This is a genomic window from Sulfurovum sp. (genome assembly GCA_020525365.1).
Classification (GTDB): Bacteria; Campylobacterota; Campylobacteria; order Campylobacterales; family Sulfurovaceae; genus Sulfurovum.
The window spans coordinates 82,393-98,211 of sequence record JAIZOF010000001.1 but is presented as its reverse complement, the minus strand read 5'-3'; the positions used below and the strand labels follow the sequence as shown (position 1 = coordinate 98,211).

Annotated in this window: 15 protein-coding genes; 7 read left to right on the top strand and 8 right to left on the bottom strand. The window is 38.8% G+C overall.

Annotated elements, in window-relative coordinates:
* Positions 1-12: 12 nt before the first annotated feature.
* The 7 genes from LGB01_00515 to rsmA all read right to left on the bottom strand — a co-directional run bounded on the left by LGB01_00515 (position 13) and on the right by rsmA (position 6,997).
* A complete protein-coding gene (locus LGB01_00515) occupies positions 13-720 on the bottom strand; it encodes an OmpA family protein (protein MCB4752708.1) in 708 nt (235 codons plus the stop codon).
* Between the two features lie 21 nt (positions 721-741).
* Positions 742-1,014: a hypothetical protein gene (locus tag LGB01_00510; GenBank protein MCB4752707.1), complete on the bottom strand. Its 273-nt coding sequence runs from the start codon at positions 1,012-1,014 to the stop codon at positions 742-744.
* Between the two features lie 60 nt (positions 1,015-1,074).
* Positions 1,075-2,262 carry a replication-associated recombination protein A gene (locus LGB01_00505; protein MCB4752706.1) on the bottom strand — a complete coding sequence of 396 codons (1,188 nt, stop codon included), beginning with the start codon at positions 2,260-2,262 and terminating at the stop codon, positions 1,075-1,077.
* A gap of 2 nt (positions 2,263-2,264) precedes the next feature.
* Positions 2,265-3,071 carry an rRNA pseudouridine synthase gene (locus tag LGB01_00500; GenBank protein ID MCB4752705.1) on the bottom strand — a complete coding sequence of 269 codons (807 nt, stop codon included), beginning with the start codon at positions 3,069-3,071 and terminating at the stop codon, positions 2,265-2,267.
* Positions 3,072-4,043, bottom strand: a complete 972-nt coding sequence (locus LGB01_00495) for a KpsF/GutQ family sugar-phosphate isomerase (protein ID MCB4752704.1) — start codon at positions 4,041-4,043, stop codon at positions 3,072-3,074.
* Between the two features lie 70 nt (positions 4,044-4,113).
* On the bottom strand, positions 4,114-6,204 hold the full coding sequence (locus LGB01_00490) for a ribonuclease J (GenBank protein ID MCB4752703.1): 2,091 nt from the start codon (positions 6,202-6,204) through the stop codon (positions 4,114-4,116).
* On the bottom strand, positions 6,140-6,997 hold the full coding sequence (gene rsmA / locus LGB01_00485; GenBank protein MCB4752702.1) for a 16S rRNA (adenine(1518)-N(6)/adenine(1519)-N(6))-dimethyltransferase RsmA: 858 nt from the start codon (positions 6,995-6,997) through the stop codon (positions 6,140-6,142). The genes LGB01_00490 and rsmA overlap by 65 nt, the downstream gene beginning before the upstream one ends.
* A gap of 107 nt (positions 6,998-7,104) precedes the next feature.
* Between rsmA and hisF the strand changes: the two genes are divergently transcribed.
* From hisF to rlmN, 3 genes are all read left to right on the top strand, one after another.
* Positions 7,105-7,869: an imidazole glycerol phosphate synthase subunit HisF gene (gene hisF / locus LGB01_00480; protein MCB4752701.1), complete on the top strand. Its 765-nt coding sequence runs from the start codon at positions 7,105-7,107 to the stop codon at positions 7,867-7,869.
* A complete protein-coding gene (locus LGB01_00475) occupies positions 7,869-8,399 on the top strand; it encodes a purine-nucleoside phosphorylase (GenBank protein ID MCB4752700.1) in 531 nt (176 codons plus the stop codon). Before hisF ends, LGB01_00475 begins: the two co-directional genes overlap by 1 nt.
* An 87-nt stretch (positions 8,400-8,486) precedes the next feature.
* Positions 8,487-9,566 carry a 23S rRNA (adenine(2503)-C(2))-methyltransferase RlmN gene (gene rlmN / locus LGB01_00470; GenBank protein MCB4752699.1) on the top strand — a complete coding sequence of 360 codons (1,080 nt, stop codon included), beginning with the start codon at positions 8,487-8,489 and terminating at the stop codon, positions 9,564-9,566.
* Between the two features lie 109 nt (positions 9,567-9,675).
* Here the strand turns inward: rlmN and LGB01_00465 are convergent, their stop codons facing one another.
* The gene (locus tag LGB01_00465) at positions 9,676-10,578 is read right to left on the bottom strand and encodes an RluA family pseudouridine synthase (GenBank protein MCB4752698.1); all 903 of its coding nucleotides are present in this window, start codon (positions 10,576-10,578) and stop codon (positions 9,676-9,678) included.
* 94 nt (positions 10,579-10,672) lie between these two features.
* On the opposite strand from LGB01_00465, the gene purB reads away from it, so the two are divergent.
* From purB to rplT, 4 genes are all read left to right on the top strand, one after another.
* A complete protein-coding gene (gene purB, locus LGB01_00460; protein ID MCB4752697.1) occupies positions 10,673-12,001 on the top strand; it encodes an adenylosuccinate lyase in 1,329 nt (442 codons plus the stop codon).
* Positions 12,002-12,425: 424 nt separating this feature from the next.
* The gene (locus LGB01_00455) at positions 12,426-14,921 is read left to right on the top strand and encodes a ribonucleoside-diphosphate reductase subunit alpha (GenBank protein MCB4752696.1); all 2,496 of its coding nucleotides are present in this window, start codon (positions 12,426-12,428) and stop codon (positions 14,919-14,921) included.
* Positions 14,922-15,043: 122 nt separating this feature from the next.
* Positions 15,044-15,235, top strand: coding sequence for a 50S ribosomal protein L35 (rpmI, locus tag LGB01_00450; GenBank protein ID MCB4752695.1), 192 nt, complete (start codon positions 15,044-15,046; stop codon positions 15,233-15,235).
* Positions 15,236-15,338: 103 nt separating this feature from the next.
* Entirely contained in the window at positions 15,339-15,695 is a 357-nt protein-coding gene (rplT, locus tag LGB01_00445; protein MCB4752694.1) for a 50S ribosomal protein L20, read from the top strand.
* Positions 15,696-15,819: the final 124 nt, after the last annotated feature.

Here is a 15,819-nt window from a genome sequence, read left to right as displayed (position 1 = left end):
GAAGAGCAGTTTTCATGATCGACAGGGGTCTGTCATTTGATTTCTATCGGCATAAAGATAGATCTCTATACGTCTATTGAGTGCTCTATTTTTAATGCTATTATTGGGAGCAATAGGCTTATTCCACGAACAACCTTTTACAAATGGTGTACCATTTGTTGCAAGAAGGGAAGCAATATTTTTAGCACGTCTTTCAGAAAGATTCAAATTATATGCATAGCTTCCTCTACGATCTGCAAAACCAGCAACCCCTACAATAGTTTGAGGATATTGTTTTAACAATGCACCTACTTTTTCTACCTTATGTCTTGCATGTGATTGTGGTGTTGAAGCATTTGTAGCAAACATCATTTTATCTCTAAGCATAATTTTTACATAGGTAGCATGCTTGGAAACAATAATATCGTTATTAGGATCAAGTGTAGCCAAGGGGTCATTGTTAACTCTAGTGCCCAATACGCTTGCCACATCATTTGCTTGCTGGTCAAGCCTATATCCAGCTCCACCACCAAGTGCAGCACCAAGAAGGGCACCGATAGCAGCACGTTTGCCTTTATGATGCCCTTTTGTGTTATATCCTATGGCAGCGCCTGCTAAAGCACCGGCAAGCATACCAGTCTTTGTACGTTCATAACTTTGGTCTTGAACCAACCCAGGCTGGTTGTAGCAACCACTAAGTGTAAATACTACTATAATAAAAATAAATACAGATTGTTTCATGGTTGTATTTTCCTTTCTAAATTACTGATGCCATCCACCAGCATTGACTATTTGAGAATTATCTTTGTCTATTTCATTACCAACAAGACCACCTGCTACAGCACCTGAAAGCCCTCCAAGTACGGCATGGCGTCCTTTGTGATGACCTTTAGTATTATATCCAATGATGGTTCCCGCTACAGCACCAGTGATGATACCAGTTTGTGTAGTATTTTCTGACATTGCTTCTATACCTACACATCCCGTCAAGACAAAGAGAGCTATGGTGGTTAAAAGAGATAAAAAAACTTTCATCAATATACTCCTTTATTGAGTTATTTCATACTATTATAATATAGAAATATACAAGAACCACTAATTGCTTTTAGTGGTAATTTGTTTATGCCACTCCCAAAGTGTTTTTTCAAACCCAATTTTTTGTGTTTTGTAGAAGCGTAAAGGGGTTTTGAGATACTCCTGTGCTACCCAACCACCAAAATCATGTGGATAATAGTAGTTTTTAGCATGGGTTTTAATATGATCAGGAATGGGGCAGACAAGGCCTTCTTGGATGGCTTTTTGTGCTTTATTTATTGCCATATAGGCACTATTGGATTTGGGAGATGAAGCAAGGTAAATTACAAGTTGCGAGAGGGAGATACGTGCTTCTGGGTAACCGATATGCTTGACAATATTAAGAGTAGATGAGGCAAGATTGAGTGCATGAGGGTTGGCATTACCTACGTCTTCACTGGCAAGAATGGCAAGACGTCTAGCAATAAATTCGGCTGGCTCACCTCCTTCGATCAGCTGTGCAAGGTAGTAAAGTGCTGCGTCAATGTCAGAACCGCGGATACTTTTTATCATTGCTGAGGTGAGCTCATAATGGCTTTCGCTCTCGGAGGAACCCATCTGTATAGCATGAGGTCGTATCTGCTTAAGTATTTCAAGCGTAATAGGGGTTTGTACTGTAGCAGCACTTTCAAGTAAATTGAGCATAGCACGGATATCTCCACCACTTGAGAAGACAAGATAGGCATTTGCCTCCTCATCAGATTCAATATTTTCTCTTTTTAAAATAGTCTCAAGATAGGTACGCATCTCTTCTTTGCTGACTGCTTCAAGCTTAAAAAGATGTGATCGTGAGCGTATAGCTGCTGTCATTGAATAGTAAGGATTCTCTGTAGAGGCACCAACAATAAGCGCATCGTATCGTTCCATAAAAGGCAACAGAACCTCTTGCTGGTTTTTATTTAAACGATGTACCTCATCAATAAAAATAAGTGGTTTCTGTAAGGCATTGGTATAAGTTTTAAATATCTTTTGGATCTCTTCAGTCTTGAATGTTGTAGCATTGAGTTCATAAAAAGGGTATCCAAGTGTTGTAGCAATAATGCGTGCTAGTGTAGTTTTGCCACATCCAGGAGGTCCATAGAGAAAAGTATGAAGAAGCGTATTTTCCTCAATCATCCTGCGTAGCGATACACCTTCTTTTAATAGATGGTGCTGACCAATCATCTCATCAAGGGTCTTTGGTCGATATATGAGTGCTAAGTTTTTCATACCTACTCTTGAGGTTTTGCTTTGGCTTTTCTCAATTCCCGTTTAGCCTCTTTTTTATACTGCTTAAGAAAGGTATGAAGATCATCATATTCACGTCTGGTAAAAAAACGGGTTTTGTTAGTAGGAAGGTTATCTAGTTCTATGCCACCAAATGATACACGCTTGAGATCAAGTACATTGGTATCGAAGTGAGCAAAAAAACGGCGTAGTTCACGATTCTTTCCTTCATTAATAGTTACACGAATTTTGGTATAGTTTTTCCCTTCTGATCGTATATCAAAAGCAACAAAAGGGGCAAACTCCATACTATGTATTTTACTCTTTTCATGTGCCCCCGCACGTGCATCGTCTAGCACTAGCCCCTCTTTCATGGCAACGACCATCTCTTCGGTAACGGGTTTATCGATCTTTAGATTATAGGTACGGTCAAGTTTACTCTCCATGAGTACTGTAGCAACCTCTACATTATCCGTTAACAACAGAAGTCCTTCTGAGGCAAAGTCGAGCCTCCCTATAGGGGTAAAGTGTCTAAATTTACCTGGAAGTTTGTGGTAAATGGTTGTACGACCTCGGTCATCCTTTTTGGTTACTAGCACCCCTTTAGGTTTGTTGTAGACAAGAACTGTTACTTTGTTGCCCTTCTCTTTGATAATCTGCCCCTTGATAAAAATATGATCTGTGGGCTGTACTTTATAGCCAAACTCTCTGATAGGGTGTCTATTTAGTGTTACCTCCCCCATCTCTATGAGCTTGTCGGCATCTCGTCGGGAGTATTTGGTATTGTGTGCAATATATTTATTGAGTCTCATCTACTTCCTCTTGATTCCAGCAGCAACTAAATCATGAATATGCAATACTCCCATTATATGGTTATTTGTATCGGTAATGGGTAGTAGCTGAATACGAGCATCTTCAATAATCTCCAGTGCCTCACTGGCAAGTAGTTCGGTGTTATGATAGCTTTTTGGTGCCTTGGTTGCATAGCTATATACTGGTTCATCTATGCTGAAGTTTTCTTTTGTGAGAGCACGCCTCAGGTCCCCATCACTTAAAATGGCAGAGAGCCTTTTTTCTTTATCAACAATAAGTATATTTCCTAGTTTTCCTTCGTTCATAATGACAATTGCCTCTTTGAGAGGCGTTTTTTCATTGATGATAGGGAGATTCTCAGTACGCATGAGATCCTTGATTTTAATAAAGAGTTTTTTCCCAAGACTGCCTCCAGGATGAAATGAAGCAAAATCTTCTTGTTTAAAATCACGTTTTTTCATGAGTGCTACTGCTAGTGCATCACCCAATGCCATGGTTAGTGTTGTTGAGGCTGTGGGGGCAGTATTGAGTGGACAGGCCTCTTTTTCTACAGCAATATTGAGCCATACATCGGCATAACATCCTAAAGAGGAGTTCTTGTTTCCTGTCATCCCTATAAGAGGGATGTCAAAACGTTTGATATGTGGGAGTATTTTGGTTAACTCTTCACTCTCTCCACTACTACTGATAGCAAGGAGAGTGTCTCCTTTGCCAATCATTCCTAAATCACCATGTAGTGCTTCTGTAGGATGCAAAAAGAAGCTAGAGGTACCTGTAGAGGCAAACGTTGCTGCCATTTTGGCACCTACTAATCCAGATTTGCCAACACCAGTAATAATGAGTTTTTCTTTAGTATTCAAAATAAGGTCAACTGCCTCGAGAAAGCTTTTGTCTAGTCGATCAGCCATTTTTTCAAGTGCTTCTATCTCAATACGGAGTGTCTTTTTTGCAGTCTCTATAAGGTTATTCATATCTCCTCTTTGGTTATAGGGGATGGGGTCTGTGTCATTATAGCACAGATACTAGAGGTATCCATGATATTTATATGACAAAAATAGTAGGAATAATAAGTGGGTAGCGTTTTTTGATACGCACAACATGCTTGCGTACAATATTTCTAATCTCATTCTCGATGTATGTATGATCTTTCATGCTACCCTCTTTCATATTTAGAAGCATGGTTTCAATAATATGCTCAATCTCTTTAGCAAACTTTTTATCTTCTTTATCAGGAACTAATCCGTGGGTATAAACAATTGGCTTGCCTACCATTTTGCCATTACTTTGTGAGACTTGTGCCACAATGGTTACAATGCCATCTTCAGCTAGCTTTTGCCTATCGAGTACAACATCATTTTCAATGGTTGTATTGTTCTGGTTATCAATGTAGGTTTTACCCGTTTTAACTGTTTTGACCTTTTTAAGGTACTTTGGCGTAATCTCCACCTGATCTCCATCATTCATGAGTAAAATATTTCGCTCATCTACCCCACAGCTAACTGCAGTTCGTGCATGCTTGGCAATGTGGTTGTACTCACCATGTACTGGTAGAAAGAATTTGGGCTGTACTAACCTAATGATCAATTTTTGCTCTTCTTGTGCAGCATGTCCAGAGACATGAATATCACTAAACTCTTTATAGCGTACAGTTACACCTGCTTTCATCAAAAGGTTCATTAGTTTACTGACAGAAGCTTCATTTCCTGGTATTGCAGAGGCAGAAATGATGATTGTATCACTTGGTTTAAGCTTGATATGTCTGTGTTCATCCGTTGCCATACGGTTTAGTGCTGCCATTGTCTCTCCTTGTGAACCGGTTGTGACAACCAGTACTTCATGGTCCGCATATTTTGGTATTTCATGTGATTCGATGAAGTGTCGGTCATCAATATCTACAAAACCAAGTGCTCGGTTGGTTTCAACATTGCGTTCCATAGAGCGACCTATTACACAAATCTTTCTATTGTGTTTCACACCACGTTGCATTGCTTGGAAAATACGGTGCACATTAGAAGAGAAGGTGGACATGATTACACGCCCTTTTGCCATTTCAAAAAGTGTATCAAACGTTTTCCCTACAACCGTCTCACTTTTAGTAAAACCAGGATTATGTGAGTTTGTTGAATCAGAGAAGAGACATAAAACACCTTTTTCTCCATAGTATGCATAGCGCCTGAGATCCATTGTGTAACCATCAACTGGGGTATGGTCAATTTTGAAATCTGCTGTGTGCATGAAAATTCCTGCAGGTGTCTCTATGGCAAGTGAACAGGCATCAATAATAGAGTGAGTGTTATGAATCCATTCAATCTTCATGTCACCAATAGTGTACTGTTTACGTTTTGTAATAAAGTTAAAGTATTTTGTATCGGCCTTGAGTCCATGTTCGTTGAACTTATTTTCAATCATTGCTAATGCCAAAGGGGTACCATAGACAGGAAACTTTAATTCCTTGAAGAGGTAGGGCATTGCACCAATATGGTCTTCATGACCGTGGGTAATAACAATTGCTTTAATCTTGTTTTTAATTGCATGCAGGTAACTAAAATCAGGCACAAGGATATCTACACCATGCATGGTCTCATCAGGGAAACTCATCCCTACATCAATAATGATTGCAGCAGTCTCTGTCTCAAATACTGCCATATTTCCACCAATTTCACCTAGTCCCCCAAGCGGTGTGAAACGTACTTTTCCTTTACTATTAAGGTTTACTCCCTGTTTCCACGGCGCCATTCTGGCTTCCTGTATGCGTTTATTTTCTTCAATAGATAGACGCATTGTATTATTTACAGTTGTAACGTTTTGGCGTTTTTTTCCACGTCCCTTATTGCCTGAACCATTACGATTTTGGTTGTTATTGCGGTTTCTGTTGATATGATTCTTTTGGTTTGATTGTTCCTCATTACGATTATTCTTGCTCTGTCTGTTAGGATTTGGTTTATGGTTGGGACGATGGTTTGGTGTACGAGTATTTCCATCCTCTTGTGATTGATTTTGATTATTGTTTTGTCTATATGGGTTGGGTCTTCTGTTGCGTTGGGGTCTATTTTTTTCCTGCCCATGATCACTGTTTGGTATTCTTTGTTCTCGACTTTGACTGTTTTCGTTGTTTGGTTTGTTGTTTTCCATCTAATTTATCCTTTAATTCATTATATAACAGATGATAATCAGATGTCCCAGTTTCATGAGGTCGCAGGTCAGGGTCTATGCCTAATGTTGTAAAGGTTTGCAATACAATATCTTTTGAAAAGATTTCTACAAGATTCTTGAAGAGTTTTTTGCGCGGTTGTGCGAAAGCAATCTTAAGGAATGCTTCAAACTTTCTATCGTCTTGACTACGATCTTTTTTTATTAAAAGCACGGCAGAAGTAACCTTTGGAGGTGGCGTGAATGCTTCTGGTTCAACTTCGAAACAGAGTGTTGCCTCTCCAATACTCTCTGCTAGGACAGAAAGAGCAGAAAACTCCTTCTCTCCTTTCTGTGCAGAGAATTTAACGGCTACTTCCTTCTGAACCATAACCAATATAGACTGGCATCGTTCATCTTTAAAGGCTTTCAATATGATATTGGTTGCAATATAGTAAGGAAGATTTGCTACCAGATGATAAGGCTCATCCAGCAGGGTCCCTTCCTTCCAACGCTCAAGCACATCTCCACAACGAAGTTCAAAGTACCCTTGTGAAATAGGCATTTCAAACTTTGATACAAGATGCTCACATAGTCTTTTATCAACCTCAAATGCTGTGACATTTCGAGCTTTGACAAGCTCTTTAGTTAAATCACCTAAGCCAGGCCCTATCTCTGCAACCCTAAGGTTATCATTGGGCATCGCTTGGATGATTTTATGTAGATAGATATCATTTTTTAGAAAATTCTGACCGAATTTCTTGCTTGCAAATTCTGCCAAATTCTCAGTAATCATACTATAAGTAACCTTTACCCCAATTAAATTTAAATCAAAACTAACCCTCTACTTGGGATAGTTTTTATATAATCTTACCATATTTTTAAATGAAATGAGATAGGTAAATGGATTATTTTGCAAAAAGAGTTATACCCTGCCTTGATGTAGATGGTGGACGTGTTGTGAAAGGTGTAAACTTTGTGGGTCTCCGTGATGCGGGTGATCCAGTCGAAGTGGCACGTCGTTACAATGAGGAGGGAGCTGATGAATTAACCTTTTTAGATATTGGTGCCAGTCATGAAGGACGGGATACCATTGTAAACATGGTCAAAAAAGTAGCTAAAGAGGTTTTTATCCCTCTGACAGTAGGTGGAGGGATTCGTAAACTTGAAGATATCTACGCACTACTTAATGTTGGTTGCGATAAAGTGAGTATCAACTCTGCTGCCATTAGGCACCCAGAATTTATTGAAGAGGGGGCAAAGCGTTTTGGATCACAATGTATTGTGGTTGCTATTGATGCTAAACAAGTTACAGAAAATGAATGGCATATTTTTACACATGGGGGACGTAATGATACTGGCATTAATGCGATAGCATGGGCAAAAGAGGCGTATGAAAGAGGTGCGGGAGAATTGCTTGTTACTTCCATGGATGCTGATGGTACTAAAGCAGGTTTTGATAATGAGCTTAACCGAAAGATTGGAGAGGTGGTTAATATTCCAATTATTGCTAGTGGCGGTGCAGGTACAATGGAGCATATGAAAGAGGCATTTATTGTAGGTCATGCTGATGCGGCATTGGCAGCCTCTATCTTTCATTTCAGAGAAATTGATATTATGGATCTTAAGCATTACCTAAAATCTGAAAATATTCCAGTGAGAATGTAATGATTATTTGTGCAGGAAAAAGTGAACAGTTTGATTTTGCAAGCCCTATTGGTATTGGTATGGTTGAGTCAGCAATCAATCTTACTCGCATTTGTGAACAAAAGAAGCCAGACCATATGGTATTTGTTGCAACGGCAGGATCCTATGGAGAGAAGAAGATATTTGAAATTATCAAATCACATATTGCTACAAATATAGAACAGGGTTTTTTTGATGGCAATGCCTATACACCAATAGACAACATCATTGAAACCATTGAAAATGTTTCATGTGAAACATTGGTAAACTCTTCGAACTATATTACCACCAATAAAAAAATATGGAGTCACTATATAGCACAAAATATCCATCTTGAAAATATGGAGTTTTATGCTGTGATGAAAGTGGCACAGATGTACGGTATACCTACGACAGGCATTTTTATTGTAACCAACTATTGTGATGAAAACGCACACAGAGACTTCAAAAAGAATCATGCTGAAGCAATGGAGCGTTTAAGCACATATGTCAATGCATGTTCTATTGTATGATTTTGTAGGGTAGATTTTGCCCTTACATTTTTTAATTATGCATCATACCCATGGGTACAAATAGCTACCCTATTAAAGAGACTTATAATGAAAAAACAGATTATTCAGGACTTTACCAAAGAGGAACTTACTCAAAAGATTAAGCCAGCATTTCGTGCTAAGCAGATATACCAATGGGTATATCATAAATATGCTATAGATTTTGAAGAGATGAAAAATCTTCCCAAGATAATGCGAGAAGAGCTTTCACAAGAGTATATTCTTACACCACTTAAGATTGCCGTAGTACAAGATAGTATTGATGGTAGCCGTAAGTACCTTTTTGAACTACATGATGGATATACTGTTGAAGCAGTACTGTTGCTAATGCGAAAAAAAGTGTATCATGAAGATGGCTCTGTAAAGCACCAAGAACGCTATACGGTATGTATCTCCTCTCAAGTAGGATGTAAGGTGGGATGTACTTTTTGCCTGACTGCAAAGGGTGGCTTTACACGAAATTTGACCCCTGGAGAGATTGTTGAACAGTTGCGTATGATTAAAAAAGATAATCATATTGCTGCCAATCGTCGTGTTAATATTGTTTTTATGGGAATGGGTGAACCACTTGATAACATGGAGGCTGTAACAAAATCCATTAAGATTTTTGCCGATAATGAGGGCATGGCGATTGCACCACACCGTCAGACCATATCTACATCTGGATTAAGCAGTAAAATAGAAAAACTAGGAAAACTAGGACTTGGTGTTAATCTTGCCATCTCTTTGCACGCAGTTGATGATAAACTACGTCAACAATTGATGCCCATTAATAAAGCCTATAATATTGAATCAATTATTGCAGCAGTTAAGCACTTTCCTATCAATGAACGCAAAAGAGTAATGTTTGAGTATCTTGTCATTAAGGATATCAATGATGATATTTCTGCAGCAAAGAAGTTGCTCAAACTACTTAATGGCATTAAGGCAAAGGTGAATTTAATCTACTTTAATCCCTATGGTGGAACAGAATTCAAGCGTCCTTCTGAAGCTGATATGAAGAAGTTTCAGGAGTATTTAACCAAAAGAGGACTACATTGTACCATTCGTGAGTCTAAAGGACTTGATATTTCTGCTGCCTGTGGTCAACTTAGAGAGCAGGAGATTGAAGGAGAAAATAATGGGTAGTGTAGAGATTGCTTTATTGATTTTGATTGTTTCGGTTGTTCTTGTTGGAGGTGGATGGTTTGTATATGATGCAAATCGTCCTGAAGAAAAGTAAGGCGAATGTATTCCCTCACACATTAAATACTCTTTTTTCTTTCACACAGATTAACTGTTTCATCTTTTCAAAGTCTATCTTGCTTTCTATAAAATAGGTTGCCCCATAAGGAAACTTTAGTGTTTGCGCATGCAGCATTAGGCGTGTTGAACCAGTTTGAATAAGACGCTCTTCTTTGGTTAGGGTATTGTCAAGGTAGGCGTTAGCAGTTTGAAATGTAGTGCCATAGATAGGATCTCCTAAAATAGGATGTTTCACGTGAAACAGATGGATACGTATTTGATGTGTTCGACCAGTGATTGGATAACAAGCAACCAGTGTCGCGTTGAGTGCTTTGTTGTAAAAGAGAGGTTTAAAGCTAGTGTATGCTGGTTTACCAGCCATATCTATAAAAACCTTGTGTTTCGTTTGAGAGTAGTCGTCATTGACCCTGATAGGCATATTAACAGAGAATGGTTTGGTTAATTTACCATCTACCCATGCAAGGTAACTTTTCTGAATTGTTTTATGCTCAAAGGAATTTTTGAGAAAGTTTTCTGCTTTTTTGTGTTTACTTGCTAAAAGTAGTCCAGAGGTCTCCATGTCAATTCTATGAGTAGCATTAGCATTTTCACCATGAAGGGCACGGATTTCATCTAGCATTGAGTAGGGGGTAGACATCGTATTGGGATGCACAAGTACACCAGATGGTTTTTCAAAGATCATAAAATCTTTAGTCTGAAAGAGAGGTTTTCTTTTCTGTGACTGAGCCTTAAAATGAACAATCTCCACTACCCCAAGTTTAAGTTTTGTACCAGGATTATAGATAGATTCTCCATTGATGAGTAGTCTACCTTTACAGATAAGTCTCTGTGCTTGTGCTTGCGTTAGTCCAAAAGTATGCATTATGAAAAGGAAAGCTGGCATAGGTTGTTTCACGTGAAACGTCTCTTTGACAAAAGGTATCTCTCACCTCCTTGTAACGGCATTTTAGATAGAATAATACCGAAATTTTACATATAAGGGTTTAATAATGGTAGAACGTTATTCGCGCGAAGAGATGGCACAAAACTGGACAATGCAGGCAAAATATCAGGCATGGCTTGATGTTGAACTTGCTGTCGTTAAAGCATGGAATAAGCTGGGGCTTATTCCCAATGAGGATGCCCAAAAGATTATTCAAAATGCAGGTTTCTCTGTAGCACGTATTGATGAGATTGAAGCTGTGACAAAACATGATCTTATTGCTTTCACTACATCGGTATCAGAAACACTAGGAGAGGAGAGTCGTTGGTTTCATTATGGAATGACAAGCTCTGATACAGTTGATACAGCAGTTGCACTTCAGATGGTACGCTCACTTAAAATTATTATTGAAGATGTGAAGATGATAATGGAATCCATTAAGAAGCGTGCGGTAGAACACAAAACAACACTTATGGTTGGGCGTAGTCATGGAATCCATGGAGAGCCTATCACCTTTGGTTTAGTGTTAGCAGTTTGGTATGATGAGATGGCACGCCATCTTAAAAATCTTGAAGAGACAATGGAGGTTATTGGGGTAGGACAGATTAGTGGTGCGATGGGGAACTTTGCTCATGCCCCTTTAGAACTTGAAGAGTATGCAATGGAGGTGTTAGGACTTAAATCTGCCCCTGTCTCTAATCAAGTGATTCAGCGCGATCGTTATGCACGTCTTGCCTCAACCCTTGCACTGCTTGCCTCCTCTGTAGAGAAGTTTGCAGTGCAGGTACGCCATTGGCAACGTACAGAAGTATATGAAGTGGAGGAGTATTTTGCTAAAGGGCAGAAAGGTTCCTCTGCCATGCCACATAAACGTAACCCAATTTTGACAGAGAATATTACAGGTTTAGCACGTATTATCAGAGCTTATGCAACACCAGCAATGGAGAATGTTGCACTTTGGCATGAGCGTGATATCTCTCACTCTTCTACAGAGCGTTTTTGGCTACCTGATAGTTTCATTACGACTGATTTTATGCTTCATCGTATGAATCATGTTATTGCCAATATGACTGTTATGCCTGAGAATATGATGAAGAACCTCAATCTGACTGGGGGACTGGTTTTTTCACAGCGTGTATTGCTTGAATTACCAAAAGCAGATGTGAGCCGTGAAGATGCATATAAAATTGTTCAACGCAACGCAATGAAGGTATGGGAGGAGATTCAACAGGGAAAACCAACAGTGAATGATAAGGGAGAATCACTTTATCTACAGTATCTTCTTGCAGACAAAGAGCTTAGAGAAAGGTTGAGTGAAGCACAAATTAGAGAGTGCTTCAGTTATGATTACTATACCAAGAACGTTAACCACATTTTTGACCGTGTTTTTAAGTAATATTTGTGGTCTGGTTTTTACAAAGAGCTTAGAGAAAGGTTGAGTGAAGCACAAATTAGAGAGTGCTTCAGTTATGATTACTATACCAAGAACGTTAACCACATTTTTGACCGTGTTTTTAAGTAATATTTGTGGTCTGGTTTTTCTAAAACCGGACCACAATTAGAGTTAAAAGTTCTATAAATAGTACACTTATTACATTTATTTTTTTAGATAAAAAACCTTTATATTCTTATAAACCCCCACTCTCTCGAAGGCTTATAAAGTATTATAAATTCTTATAAAAATATTGCCTAAAAATGATAGAAAAATTAACAGATATGTAAGTATATTTTCTATAAAATCACCTTAAATTCTACCTGAAAAACAAAGCATATATTCTATATAAAAAAGTATTGTTAAGAAACAAATCATTGGGGGAAAAATGATTAGAGTTGTCAAGCGAAATGAAAGAGTCGAGACACTAGATGTAAGTAAAATTCAAAAGTATACATCAAAAGCAGTAGAGGGCTTGAGTGGTGTAAGTCAAAGTGAATTAGAAGTTGATGCAAAGCTACAATTTCGCGACATGATTACCTCTGAAGAGATCCAGACAACACTCATTAAGACAGCTGTTGATAAAATAGATATTGACCGCCCCAATTGGACTTTTGTTGCTTCTCGCCTGTTCTTGTACGACCTCTACCATAAGGTGACAGGATTTACTGGCTATAACCATCTACAAGAGTATTTTGAGAAGGGAGAAAAAGAGGGGCGTATTGTCTTTGGCCTTAAAGAGAAGTATGATCTTGATGATCTCAATAACTATATCAAGCCTGAACGTGATCTTCAGTTTACCTATCTTGGTATTAGGACACTCTATGATCGCTATCTGATTAAAGACAGACAGGGTAACCCTATTGAGCTACCCCAACAGCTTTTTATGGGTGTAGCAATGTTTCTGGCACAAAATGAGTTTGATTGTCAAACATGGGCCAAAAAGTTTTATGATATTTTGAGTAAATTTGAAGTGATGGCAGCCACACCTACACTCTCGAATGCACGCACGCCAAGACATCAATTAAGCTCTTGCTATATTGGTTCAACCCCAGACAATATTGAGGGTATTTTTGATGGCTACAAAGAGATGGCTTTACTTTCTAAATTTGGTGGTGGTATTGGATGGGACTGGTCTTTGGTAAGAGGAATGGGTTCTTGCATTGATGGGCACAAGTCAGACAATATTGAGGGTATTTTTGATGGCTACAAAGAGATGGCTTTACTTTCTAAATTTGGTGGTGGTATTGGATGGGACTGGTCTTTGGTAAGAGGAATGGGTTCTTGCATTGATGGGCACAAGTATGCAGCTGGAGGCATTGTGCCGTTTCTCAAGATTGCAAACGATGTTGCTATTGCAGTTGATCAGCTTGGTACCAGAAAAGGGGCAATTGCTGTCTATATTGAACCATGGCATGTAGATATAAAAGATTTTCTTGATCTTAAAAAGAACTCTGGAGAGGAGCGTCGTCGTGCGCATGATCTCTTCCCAGCACTTTGGCTTAATGACCTTTTTATGAAGCGTGTTGCAAATGATGAGATGTGGACACTGTTTGATCCATTTGAAGCTAATGAGTTGACAGAACTTTATGGAGAGGCATTTGAGAAGCGCTACATTGAGTTGGAAAATAGTGATGATGATATTACGAGAGAACATATCTCTGCTAAGGGATTGTGGAAAGAGATACTTCGCTCTTACTTTGAGACAGGTAATCCATTTTTAACCTTCAAAGATACAGCAAACCATGCCAACCCCAATAAACATGCAGGCATTATTCGGAGTACCAACCTCTGTACAGAGATATTCCAAAATACGGCACCAGACTACTATAAGATATGTTTTACATTTGTAGATGGAACAACCGCCTCTTATGACCAAGATGAGATATTGACAGTTGATAGCGGTATGTCTAAGCCTGCCAAGAAAATTACTGCACTTGACAGTATTGGCGGTAAGCAGATATGGGTTATTGACAAAGAGAAGATTGATGGTGATACAGCAGTCTGTAACCTTGCATCTGTCAACCTCTCTAAGGTTAACACAAAAGAGGATTTTGAACGTGTTATACCTATTGCAGTACGTATGCTTGATAATGTGATAGATCTTAATTTTTATCCATTGGCAAAGGTGAAGCGTACCAATGAAAAGTCACGCTCTATTGGTTTAGGTGTTATGGGCGAAGCACAAATGCTTGCTGAGTCCAAGATAGAGTGGGGAAGCCCTGAGCACTTAAGCAAGGTTGATGAGGTGATGGAGTCTTTCTCTTACTATACCATTGAGTCCTCTAGCAATCTTGCATTAGAAAAAGGCGTTTATCCAAATTTTGAGGGTTCAGACTGGTCCAAAGGCATATTTCCTATAGATAAAGCCAATGAGAATGCCTGTAAACTGGTTGACAGAGGAGGGTTGTTTGGATATATCCATGACTGGAAAAAGCTTAAAGAGAAGGTCAAGCAAGATGGTATGCGAAATGGATATCTAATGGCAATTGCACCAACCAGTTCTATCTCTATTTTGACAGGAACAACACAGGCAATTGAGCCAGTCTATAAGCGTAAGTGGTTTGAAGAGAATCTTTCAGGACTCATTCCTGTGACTGCACCCAAACTCTCGCCTGATACGTGGCAGTACTATATATCTGCTTACGATCTTGACCAGAATTTTCTTATTAAAGCTGGAGCTATTAGACAGAAGTGGCTTGATCAAGGGCAGTCACTCAATATCTTTATTACATTAGATAAAGCAAGTGGAAAATATCTCAATGAGATATATATGAATGCATGGAAGTTTGGACTTAAATCAACCTACTATCTGCGAAGCCAATCCCCTGAAAATACCAATGATATTGAGGACAGATCACAAGAGTGTGTAGGTTGCCAATAGCCTTCTGTATTACCAAGATACCTTTTATAAAACTTTCAAATTTTTTTGGTATAATACCCTCCCATTTTCTGCAGTCAGTCTTTTGACAGTATGAAAAAATATATGAAGGGAGTTAAGCATATATGCCAAAGATGAAAAGCGTAAAAGGCGCTGTGAAGCGTTTTAAAGTGAAAAAAAGCGGCAAGATCAAAAGAGGAACAGCGTACAGAAGCCATATCCTTACAAAAGTTGATGGTAAGCACCATAGACAAGCGAGAGCACCAAAACACATTGATCCTGTTGACGCAAAGAACATCAAAGAGATGATCGTATAAGACGATCCAACTGAAGTAAGGTTCCCCCAACTATTCACAATAGATACGGGGCAAGTCCGATAATCGGCACCTATTTCTTAAAAGAAAACGGTAAAGGAAAACCATGAGAGTAAAAACGGGTATTGTTAGACACAGACGTCATAAAAAACTCCTCAAGCAGGCAAGAGGCTTCTACAGTGGTAGAAGGAAACACTTCAGAAAAGCAAAAGAACAACTTGAGCGTTCTTTGGTATATGCTTACAGAGATAGAAGACAGAAAAAAAGAGACTTCAGAAAGCTTTGGATTATCCGTATCAATGCGGCTGCAAGGCTAAATGACTTGAACTATTCAAGATTTATGCATGGTTTAAAACTTGCAAATATTGAACTTGATAGAAAAATTCTTGCTGATATGGCAATGAACAACCCTGAAGCATTTGCAAAAGTAGCAGAAGCTTCCAAGGCAGCATTGGCTAAATAGGCCAACTTCTATTTTAGAGGGGATGCATTCATCCTCTCTCCCTTCTTCCCCCTATTTTTTAGATTCGTATGACAAGTAACTGTCAGGTACTATAGTGCACCACCCCATTGCTATACAAATTCTA

Bases quoted from the DNA above. Each gene is read 5' to 3' on its own strand.
- LGB01_00500 (MCB4752705.1), bottom strand. From the start codon at position 3,071: ATGAGACTCAATAAATATATTGCACACAATACCAAATACTCCCGACGA.
- rsmA (MCB4752702.1), bottom strand. From the start codon at position 6,997: ATGATTACTGAGAATTTGGCAGAATTTGCAAGCAAGAAATTCGGTCAG.
- LGB01_00505 (MCB4752706.1), bottom strand. From the start codon at position 2,262: ATGAAAAACTTAGCACTCATATATCGACCAAAGACCCTTGATGAGATG.
- LGB01_00475 (MCB4752700.1), top strand. From the start codon at position 7,869: ATGATTATTTGTGCAGGAAAAAGTGAACAGTTTGATTTTGCAAGCCCT.
- rplT (MCB4752694.1), top strand. From the start codon at position 15,339: ATGAGAGTAAAAACGGGTATTGTTAGACACAGACGTCATAAAAAACTC.
- LGB01_00515 (MCB4752708.1), bottom strand. From the start codon at position 720: ATGAAACAATCTGTATTTATTTTTATTATAGTAGTATTTACACTTAGT.
- LGB01_00510 (MCB4752707.1), bottom strand. From the start codon at position 1,014: ATGAAAGTTTTTTTATCTCTTTTAACCACCATAGCTCTCTTTGTCTTG.
- purB (MCB4752697.1), top strand. From the start codon at position 10,673: ATGGTAGAACGTTATTCGCGCGAAGAGATGGCACAAAACTGGACAATG.
- LGB01_00455 (MCB4752696.1), top strand. From the start codon at position 12,426: ATGATTAGAGTTGTCAAGCGAAATGAAAGAGTCGAGACACTAGATGTA.
- LGB01_00495 (MCB4752704.1), bottom strand. From the start codon at position 4,043: ATGAATAACCTTATAGAGACTGCAAAAAAGACACTCCGTATTGAGATA.
- hisF (MCB4752701.1), top strand. From the start codon at position 7,105: ATGGATTATTTTGCAAAAAGAGTTATACCCTGCCTTGATGTAGATGGT.
- rpmI (MCB4752695.1), top strand. From the start codon at position 15,044: ATGCCAAAGATGAAAAGCGTAAAAGGCGCTGTGAAGCGTTTTAAAGTG.
- LGB01_00490 (MCB4752703.1), bottom strand. From the start codon at position 6,204: ATGGAAAACAACAAACCAAACAACGAAAACAGTCAAAGTCGAGAACAA.
- rlmN (MCB4752699.1), top strand. From the start codon at position 8,487: ATGAAAAAACAGATTATTCAGGACTTTACCAAAGAGGAACTTACTCAA.